The organism is Psychrobacter sp. Ps3, from assembly GCF_022129275.1.
In the GTDB taxonomy this organism is placed as follows: domain Bacteria; phylum Pseudomonadota; class Gammaproteobacteria; order Pseudomonadales; family Moraxellaceae; genus Psychrobacter; species Psychrobacter submarinus.
Genome location: NZ_JADQAL010000043.1, coordinates 1 through 9,881, shown reverse-complemented (window position 1 = coordinate 9,881; position 9,881 = coordinate 1). Strand labels below are relative to the sequence as shown.

General features: G+C 48.3%; 6 protein-coding genes. 1 reads left to right on the top strand and 5 read right to left on the bottom strand.

The genetic code is table 11. From position 1 onward, the window contains the following. The 5 genes from I3248_RS10820 to recG form a co-directional block, all read right to left on the bottom strand. Positions 1-199, bottom strand: a 199-nt coding sequence (locus tag I3248_RS10820; RefSeq protein WP_238063711.1) for a hypothetical protein, incomplete at its 3' end; no start/stop codon positions are given. 728 nt (positions 200-927) lie between these two features. After that, positions 928-4,041 (bottom strand): efflux RND transporter permease subunit, encoded by a 3,114-nt coding sequence (locus I3248_RS10815; protein WP_238063710.1) that lies wholly within the window; start codon positions 4,039-4,041, stop codon positions 928-930. Next, positions 4,038-5,354: an efflux RND transporter periplasmic adaptor subunit gene (locus I3248_RS10810; protein WP_238063709.1), complete on the bottom strand. Its 1,317-nt coding sequence runs from the start codon at positions 5,352-5,354 to the stop codon at positions 4,038-4,040. Before I3248_RS10810 ends, I3248_RS10815 begins: the two co-directional genes overlap by 4 nt. Before the next feature lie 291 nt (positions 5,355-5,645). Continuing rightward, positions 5,646-5,930: a hypothetical protein gene (locus tag I3248_RS10805; RefSeq protein ID WP_238063708.1), complete on the bottom strand. Its 285-nt coding sequence runs from the start codon at positions 5,928-5,930 to the stop codon at positions 5,646-5,648. A gap of 171 nt (positions 5,931-6,101) precedes the next feature. After that, positions 6,102-8,432, bottom strand: a complete 2,331-nt coding sequence (gene recG / locus I3248_RS10800) for an ATP-dependent DNA helicase RecG (protein WP_238063707.1) — start codon at positions 8,430-8,432, stop codon at positions 6,102-6,104. Between the two features lie 148 nt (positions 8,433-8,580). Between recG and I3248_RS10795 the strand changes: the two genes are divergently transcribed. Further along, on the top strand, positions 8,581-9,630 hold the full coding sequence (locus I3248_RS10795) for a patatin-like phospholipase family protein (protein WP_238063706.1): 1,050 nt from the start codon (positions 8,581-8,583) through the stop codon (positions 9,628-9,630). Positions 9,631-9,881 lie beyond the last annotated feature (251 nt).

The following is a 9,881-nucleotide window of genomic DNA, read 5'->3' as shown; positions in this document are numbered from 1 at the left end:
CGCCAGTTTCGCCGCCAGTTTCGCCGCCAGTTTCGCCGCCAGTTTCGCCGCCAGTTTCGCCGCCAGTATCGCCGCCGTTATCTGGATTTTCAGTGTCTGGAATCTGTGGTTGGTAGTTGCTATCATCATCGCTACCACAACCTGCCAAAGCTGTTGCGAAAACAGCACTCAAGGCTAATGCTAAATACTTTTGTTTCATCTTTATTTCCTCATATCGATGTAAGAACTACTTATGTATAGACAGTACAGCGTATTTCGCTATTGACTATAGCACGTAGAAAGCGAAGAGCTTGACGCTCAGATTACCAAACCGTATGATTCATGTCAACGTAAAATTCTATAGTGTAACAATAGACATATGACGTCATAACATCATCACTTTCAGTAAAATTTATAGCGCTACAATAAAGTAAAACTTACGCAAATTCAACACTTTTATCGACCTATGTATGTTTTTTTCGTAAAGAAAAAATTTATTACCATTTTAAATTCAATATTTTAGATATCCCTACTATCTTAGCTAGATTATAAAGCAGTAAACATCTATTTTATTATCAAATTTAAACATATATAATTTGACAGTAAAATAGTGTTTTATCCATAAGTACCATCTAAATAGCAAAAAACTATACGTTTGCTCATATTTTAATTAGGGCGTGTTGAACACTCATAGTTTCAACTACAGCAGATAAGCACAAGTTAAAGCTACTATAGTTCTATAGCTTTGTTTGAGCTTATTAATCCTAGTTGCACATGAAAAACGTATCTGATTCATGGCAGCACTCCTTTACCAAGTTGGTTGATCCATCATTTCTTTATGGTGATATGGTGAGCGTTCATCATGATATTAAGGCGCTACTAATGCAAACAGTTTCGTCTTAACATCAGCAAACAAACCTACAGCGCCGATGCCAAACAAATCCTTATTTAAGTGTGATTATCAGTGCTCGACTGCGGCTTGCCACTCGGCGTCAACCATTTGGCAAACCATCCCGATAGATCATCCATCAATGTATATACCACCGGAATCACTACCAAGCTCAGTAGTGTCGAGGTGACAAGGCCGCCCAACACAGCTGCGGCCATCGGGCGACGGAACGTCGGATCGGCATCGCCCCACCCAAATACCAAAGGCAGCATGCCCGCGCCCATAGCGATAGTGGTCATAATAATCGGTCGCGCGCGTTTGCGGCAAGAGTCTATAATCGCCTCAAAGCGTGCCAGGCCGCGATTTTGCGCAATGATCGCATAATCCACGAGCAAGATGGAGTTCTTGGTGGCGATACCCATCAGCATAATAAAACCAATCATCGAAGGCATTGACAAGCTACTGTTAGTAATCACTAAGCCCACAAAAGCGCCGCCTATCGATAACGGTAGCGCCATTAGGATAGTGAACGGCTGTAGTAACTTGCCAAATAGTAAAATTAATACCCCAAAAATACAGATAATGCCGACGGTCATCGCGATGACAAAGCCGCTAAACAGCTCGGCCATGTTCTCCGCTTGTCCTTGATCGATAATGGTAATCGACGTGGGTATATTTTGCATCGCCGGGGTGTTTTTCACCGCTTGCACTAGCTCTCCAAGCTCACCATCAGCAGGCTGTACAGTAATGCTAATAGCGCGCTCACGATCTAAGCGCTTAATTTGCGCCGGACCCGTACCGAAGTCGAGGCTTGCCACTTCCCCTACTCTGACGCCTTGACCGGTAGGCCCACTAGAATTGCTACTAGGCACATAGAGGCCTTCTAGCTGATTGACGTTCTCTTTGGCAACGTCAGGCAAGCGCACGACAATGGGAATCTGCCGCGTATCGAGATTGAGCTTAGACAACTGCTGCTCATAATCGCCAACTGTGGCAATACGTAACGTGGTCGCGATATCTTGGGTGGTCACGCCCAAATCTGCCATCGCTAGCCGGTCTGGGGTGACCGTCAGCTCTTGCCGCGGTAAGCTGCGATCGCTAGTCACGTCACCTGCCATCGGTAATTTACGAATATCTGCCATGATTTGCTGAGCGGTTTGCTCCAGGATCTCAGAGTTGGTACTGGTAAGTGAGAAGTTATAACCGGTCTCGCCGCCGCTCGATAAGCCAACGGTAAAGCGCGCGCTTGGCACCTCGGCGAGCAATTGACTGATCTGACGCTCAATCTCTTGCTTAGAGGCACGCTCGGCACGCGGCGCTAACACGATATCTAAACTACCAATATTATCTGACTTGCCGCCAGTAGAATTGGGATCCATCGCCGCCTGCGCCTCACCCACTGAGGTAAAGATATTGGTCACCCCTGGCAGCGCTAAGATACGCTCGCTTGCCATCGCAGCGACGCGCTCAGTATCCTCTAGCGCTACATCGGGCGTCAGCTCGATGGCGACTCGGGTTTGATCGATGTCATTATCCGGAATAAAAGCAGTCGGCAGCAATTTGACGAGCATCAGCGAGGCGACAAACAGGACTAAAGTCACGCCCATCGTTAGCCAGCGATGATGTAGCGTCCAAGACACCACTTTGAGATACCAATCCATAGTCTTGCTTTGTTTTTCTACTCGATGTTTTTCTGGCCGTAATACATAAGCGGCCATCATCGGCGTTATCAATCGTGCCACCATTAATGAGGCAAAAATAGCCAACGCCGCGGTCCAACCGAACTGACGGAAGAACTGACCGACGACGCCGCCCATAAAGGCGGTCGGTAAAAACACTGCTATTAAGGTAAAAGTCGTTGCGACTACCGCTAGGCCAATCTCATCAGCCGCCTCCATCGCTGCTTCATAAGGCGTCTTACCCATGCGCAGATGGCGAATGATGTTTTCCACCTCAACGATAGCATCATCGACAAGCACGCCAATGACCAAAGATAAAGCCAATAGCGAGATGATATTAAGACTAAAGTCGAACAGATACATTGCCAAAAACGTCGGGATAACCGATAAGGGTAGTGCTACCGCAGCAACGATAGTGGCCCGCACGTTTTTTAGAAATAAGAACACCACGAGAACAGCTAAGATACCGCCTTCGATTAGCATTTTTATCGAAGCCTGATAATCCTCCGCGACTGGCGTGGCTCTATCGTAGACTTTTTCGACGCTGATATTGCTCATCTCTGCATTGAGGGTGGCAAGCTCGGCATCGACTCGCTCCATCACCTCCACCTCACTGGCGCCGCGAGAGCGGGTGATATCAAAGGCTACTACTGTTTGACCATCGAGCTTAGCGATTGAGGTGGGGTCTGCGGCGCCATCGGTGATCTGTGACAGACGCCCAAGCGCCTGTGTCGTGCCGGTAGTTGGTACGGCGATTTGTAAATCATTCAAAGCATCAGCACGATCCACCGCGCCCAATACGCGAATGGTCTGCGTGGTATTTCCGACTTCGGCCTCACCGCCTGAGCTGTCTTGCTGAATACCAGCCAGCTGCTGCGAGAGCTGCACAATGGAGAACTGTAAGCCGCTTAGCGCAATAGGGTCAGCGGCGACAGTAATCTCGCGCTCAAGTCCGCCGATACGGCCAACTTCACTGACGCCCGGAATATCAGAGAGGCGTTTAGTAATCGTATCATCAACGAACCAAGACAAGTCCTCGACGCTCATATTCTCAGCGGCGACTGAGTAGGTAATCACAGGGAAACCAGCGGTCGAGACTTTGGTGATAATCGGGTCGTTCGCTGCTGCCGGTAGATCGCCTCTGACTTCACCGACTGCCGAGCGCACATCATCGACCGCTTCTTGGATGTCTTTTTCGAGTACAAACTCCGAGGCAATCGTCGCCGCACCTGTTTGAAGGGTAGTACGAATATGCTTGATGCCCTCGATACTGGTGATTCTGTTTTCAACCTTTTTAGCAATATCGTTTTCTAACTGAGAGGGCGCAGCACCCGGCAAGGTGACAGTCACTACGACGGCTGGCAAATCAATATCCGGAAACTGTTGGACTTTCATTTGCATAAAGCCATAAATACCGCCCAAAGTGAGCAGTACAAAGAGCAAAATAGCAACTAGTGGGTTTCTAATCGAATAAGCGGAGACATTTAAATTCATAAAGGTGCCTGCGCCGCGTCAGTCGCTACTTGTGCTTGCTGAGCCGTATTGTCATCCACTACCCGCACTAAATCGCCATCATTGAGGAAGCTGCCGCCTTGCTTAACCAGACGACTATCGGCAGGCAATGGCTCTGTTACCGCAACTTTATCACCGAGACGCTCACCCAAAGTCACGCGCTGCTGCCGGATACGACCAAGGGTTTTGCCCCCTTGGGTCTTTATGTCAGTGACTAGCATCACATAATCATAGCCGTCATTACTCACGATAGCTGCGTTCGGGATAGTTTGCGCGCTGGCGCTACCTAATAAAAACTCGCCCGTTTGATACATACCTGAGCGCGCTGCTGGATCTTTATTGAGACTGGCGTAGATAGTAATTTGGCGGTTGTTGTCAGCAGTTGGCGCAATGCGGCTTACCTGACCCATTACCGATTGATTATTCGGTAGGCTGACTCTGACTGGCGTGCCTACCGTGACTTCACCGATAAGCTTAGGATCGATATCCGCTTGCCACTCTAAAACGCCATTTTTGATAATTGTAAATAGCGGCTCGCCTGCTGATACCATGCCGACTTCCGCCATTTTTTTACTGATAATACCGCTGACGGGCGCGAGCACTTGCGAATTATTGAGATTTAGCTTTTGATTACTGAGGCGCGCTTTTGACGCTTGTAATGCCGCTCTTGCTTGTAGCTCTGCCGTACGATAACGATCCGCTTCTTGACGACTGATTGCGTCGATATCGATCAAAGGCAATACCCTAGCAGCATCAGCACTAGCATTAGCGAGCGTTGCTTCTGCTTCGGCAACCTCCGCCTCGGCTTGCAGGATTTGCTGCTCGGCAGCGTCGGAGTCAAACACGGCAAGCACTTGACCGGCCTTGACCTGTTGACCTTCCTCTACGAGCACTTGTTCGATCGCTACTCCGTTGACCTTGGCACTGACATTAGCGGTATCTTTGGGGCTAATGGTGCCATCAGCACGCAAATTATTACCGATGCTATCTTGGCTTGGCGTTACCGTTTCTACCGACAGTACCGCTTGCTCTACGCGGTCTACCTCAGAGGTGCTACTGACTGTATCTGAGCTGGTCATGACTTGCTCATCACCTGCGGCCTCATTCGTGCCCCAATACCTTCCTAACAGCACGCCGACTACCAGCATAATCGCTAAGACCGGTAGCAACCACGGCGGCATTTTAGTGCTATTGCTAGCGACTTCAGGTTGACGATAAGGCGGTAAGTCAGCGTTGCTAGGCGTTTTTTTATCATCAACAACTGGCTTGCCATTAGGGTCTTGAAGGTCACTCATAAGCGGTCTCTATAGATAAGGGCCATAGCGAAAATCTAGCGTCTGAAAATCTAACACCTATCCATCTGTTAATGATGATAAACAGTCAAAAAAATAGGCATAAGTTTTGAACATTGTAGCTTATCCCATTAGCGCGTCAATGCGTATGGGTATCTTGCGCGTCTATATTCTGGTACTAGAATAAGAGGGCAAGTCACTGAATCTCATTGAGAATTTGCTGTTGCTGATAGCAAATGAGCAGCATGGTAGTGGTCGTAATGTCGCTAATAGCATTATTAATTTGACTTAAGTCTAAAGATGACGCTCATCGAACTTATCGGCCAAGCTTAAGCCCTGACTCAGTACTTTTGCGCTACACCAACTGATAATATCGCCCGGCAAACGAATGGTTTTGCGATTGGCGATCCAAAAGTCAGTTAAATCGCTATCTTGTTCGCTCAAGAGTTGCGCGATTAGCTTGCCATTGAGGTGCGTCAGGGAGACACCATGATTGATACAGCCGCAGCTATAGGTGATTTTTTTAGAGTTCAGATAACCGATCTCCGGCGTCATATCGAGATTGGATGATACAAACATCCACTTTTATAGCAGCGGTCAGTGGCGGATTCGCCCTATAAGGGCCATAGCTATGTAACCAAAACGATTTCTCTTTACACCTTGATTGCTCATTAGCCATCATAGCCCTACCTCCTTGTCGATCAGTAACCGAGCGTCCATTAAAAACAGCGATGTAGCCAGAGCAAACTATTAAGCATTGGTATAGCGGCTGGCCTCAGGCATCCAGCGATGTATCAGTTGGCTGACGTCAGCTTTACGCGTTGGGTCATCTATTAAATGTCTCGCCAAACGCTGGGCAATAGCAAACAGCTCTTCATCACGAATCAGATCCGCCAAATAATAGCCGATATTACCCGTTTGCCGTTTGCCGAGTAGCTCACCTGGCCCGCGCAGCTCTAAGTCTTTTTGTGCAATAACAAAACCATCAGTACTATCGCGCAGTACCTTTAAGCGCTCAGTTCCGGTCTCTGATAACGGTGTTTGGTATAACAGTACACAAAAGCTTTTGGTTGAACCTCGTCCTACCCGTCCGCGCAATTGATGCAATTGTGATAGCCCTAGACGCTCGGCATTTTCAATGACCATAAGCGAGGCATTGGGCACATCAACGCCGACTTCAATCACTGTCGTCGCGATCAATAAATCCAGCTTCCCAGCCTTAAACTCCTGCATAATGGCTTGCTTATCAACGCCCTTCATTTTTCCATGCACCAGGCCAATGCGAATATCTAAGCGCTCGTTTAAGTCCTCATAAGTCGCCTCAGCCGCTTGTGCATCTAAGACGCTAGACTCTTCGACCAGTGAGCAGACCCAATAAGCTTGTCTGCCCTGAGCGCAATTAGCCGCGATACGTTCAATCACTTCATCACGGCGATTGCGGTCAATGGTCACCGTCGTAATCGGTGTGCGTCCAGGCGGTAGCTCATCGATGATAGAAGTATCCATATCGCCATAAACACTCATCGCCAGCGTCCGCGGAATCGGCGTTGCAGTCATAATCAGCTGATGCGGGGTGCTACCGGCGATGCCTTTGTTGGTCAAAGCCATGCGCTGCTCAACGCCAAAACGATGCTGCTCATCGATAATTACTAACCCTAACTTGGCAAACTCAACCGTATCTTGAAACAGCGCATGGGTACCAACGACGATTTGTACGCTGTTTTCCGCCACCGCTGCCAAGGCTTCACGGCGCTGCTTGGCCGTTTGCTTACCCGCAAGCCAGCCCACCTCGATACCTAATGGCTCAAACCACTGTCTAAAATTGAGCAAATGCTGCTCAGCTAAGATCTCCGTCGGCGCCATCACAGCAACCTGCCAGCCACTATCAATCGCGTAGCCTGCCGCCCCTGCCGCCACTAAAGTCTTACCGGCACCGACATCGCCCTGCACTAGCCTGAGCATCGGGATAGAAGTCGCCATATCGCTAGTGATATCTTTCATCACCCTTTGCTGCGCGCCAGTTAATTCAAAAGGCAAGGCGGCAAACAGCTGATCAGTCAGTGCACTGTGAGCCGTACATCTTGGCGCTTTATACTGATGCAACTGTTGACGGCGATACAAGAGACTGAGCTGATGCGCGGTCAACTCCTCTATAATCAAACGCTGACAAGCGGCATGCGTACGCGCGGTTAGCTGAGTCAGCAGCTTATATTGTTGGTCGGCATCGGTATAAGTCGGCGGTGTATGCAGTAGTACTAACGCTTCAAATATCGATAAATTATAAACGTTATCATGCTGTTTATTGTCAGTAGTGACAGCAGCGGGATGGTACGCTTCTGAGTGATTATAAGGTGCAGGCTCAGCTTTACTCACACTACTATTATCCGGCACGCTGCGAGCAAGCGTTGAGAAGATATCCTCAACATCTTGCTCAATAGCTTTGCTAGGTTCAAACGGCGCTAACGGTAAATCACTGACAACCGCAAAATCAGCGTTAGTAAACAGCGTCATCGGTAGGCCTTGGCTACGCACCGTTTGCAATGCCAGCTTAATCAAAGTGCGTAGCTTGTTTTGGTGCAAGCCCTTTACCGTCGGATAGATAGGCTGCAGGCCGATATCAGTGACCGACGCCCCTTCGGTGATGATCTGATATTCAGGATGATGAATTTGCTTACCATAACGGCTGACTTTGACCTCACCGAACAGCTGCAACCGAGTCCCTAAACTCATCGTTTGTGCCAGTCCCCGATAGACTTTAAAAAAACGTAGGCCTACCGTTCCGGTGCCATCATCGATGATGACGGTCATGCCGCCGCGTTTATTATCGATATGCACGACTCGGCCGGTAATGAGCGCCGCTTGTCCGTGGGACACGTCACTGATAGCGACTTGGCGACTGCGGTCTTCGTAGTCTCTTGGCAAATGCAGTAACAGATCAAAGATACGCGCGATACCTAACTGCGCCAATTGCTCAGCAACTTTTGGCCCCACGCCTGCTAATGCCGAAACGGGCATATCTAGTACTGAGGCCGGCTCGCTATTGACCGGATGCGGTATCGAGTGAGTCGCAGAGAGAGGCATCACAAATCCTAATTCAGTTTTGACTCACTGTCTGTAGAGTCATAGGCCCTGTATTTTAGCGCGTGTCCAGCATTCATAAGCAAGCACTACTGATAGCTCAATACACGCTTGTATTATCACTGACAAGCCGCCTTATTATGCTAAGCTATTGAGTACTGCTACTCTTGAGATGGTTATGCTCAATAACATAAAAACTTATTGCTTTCAGCGCTCACTCACTTTATTCATAAAAGTAAGCTTACTCACTACTATAAGCTTACTGGCTAGCGCCTGCAATAGCCTTACGTCCGCAGCCCATTCAGAGCCGCCTACACTTGCTGCCCCTAGTGTGGCCTTAGTATTAGGTGGCGGCGGTACCAAAGGATTTGCCCATGTTGGGGTTATCAAGGCGCTGGAGAAAAATGGCATCAAGCCAAGCTTAGTCGTCGGTACTAGCGCGGGTAGTATTATCGGTAGTATTTACGCCAGCGGCTATACTCCTGATAGGCTTGAGCAATTAGCACTGACGACCACCGACAGCGAGCTGATGGACTTTACCCTGTCCAATCAAGGTTTTGTAGCAGGTAATAAGCTCAAAAACTTTATCAATACGCATGTCAGGCAGCGACTGATAGAAGACTTGCCCATTGCATTTGCCGCAGTTGTAGCCGAAAAGCATAGTTTAAAAAAGGCGGTATTAACTACTGGTGACACCGGACTTGCAGTGCAAGCCTCTAGCAGCGTGCCCAATATCTTTATTGCGCCGCGTATTCCCGCAAAGGTCGGCAAAAAATACATCGATGGCGGTGTCGTCAGCTTAGTCCCTGTTGATAGCGCTCGCGATTTAGGAGCAGATATCGTGATCGCGGTCGATGTCACTGCCCCAAGCATCAAAAATACCAGCGCCAATAGCTATAAGATTAACTTATCTCAGCTCCGTTCACTGAGTAGCTTTTGGGGGTTGTTAGAGAACAGCATTATCGCGAATGCCAGTGCTAGTGCAAACGGCTTAAGCAATAACCGTAGCACTCAGATGCGCCTTGAGCGCGATCGTGCCGACATCGTTATTATTCCAGACGTTGGTCACTTAAGCTCATTAGATAGTAGTCAACGCCAGACCCTTATCAGTGCTGGTGAGCGGGCTGCTAATGAGCAAATACCCGCTATCAAACGCTTAATTAACGCTAAAACGTCTAGCAAATATACAAAGCTTCAGTAAACCCTTTGGCGGCGCTCGATAACGAACGTCAATGCCTGAAGTTGATTGTTAAATGTAGCCCAAGTTTAGTCGTTGAAGTATCTTACTGATTGACTATAAATGGTTCATAAAATATGAATAGATCATAAAAAAGCACCGCCAATCTCAATGGCAGTGCCTCGTTATACTATTAGGGCGTGTTGAACATTCACAAATACGCACTGCTGATCGCTACTAGTTTATCAAAGCTGTGTTCTAGTCGTCGTTAAAAT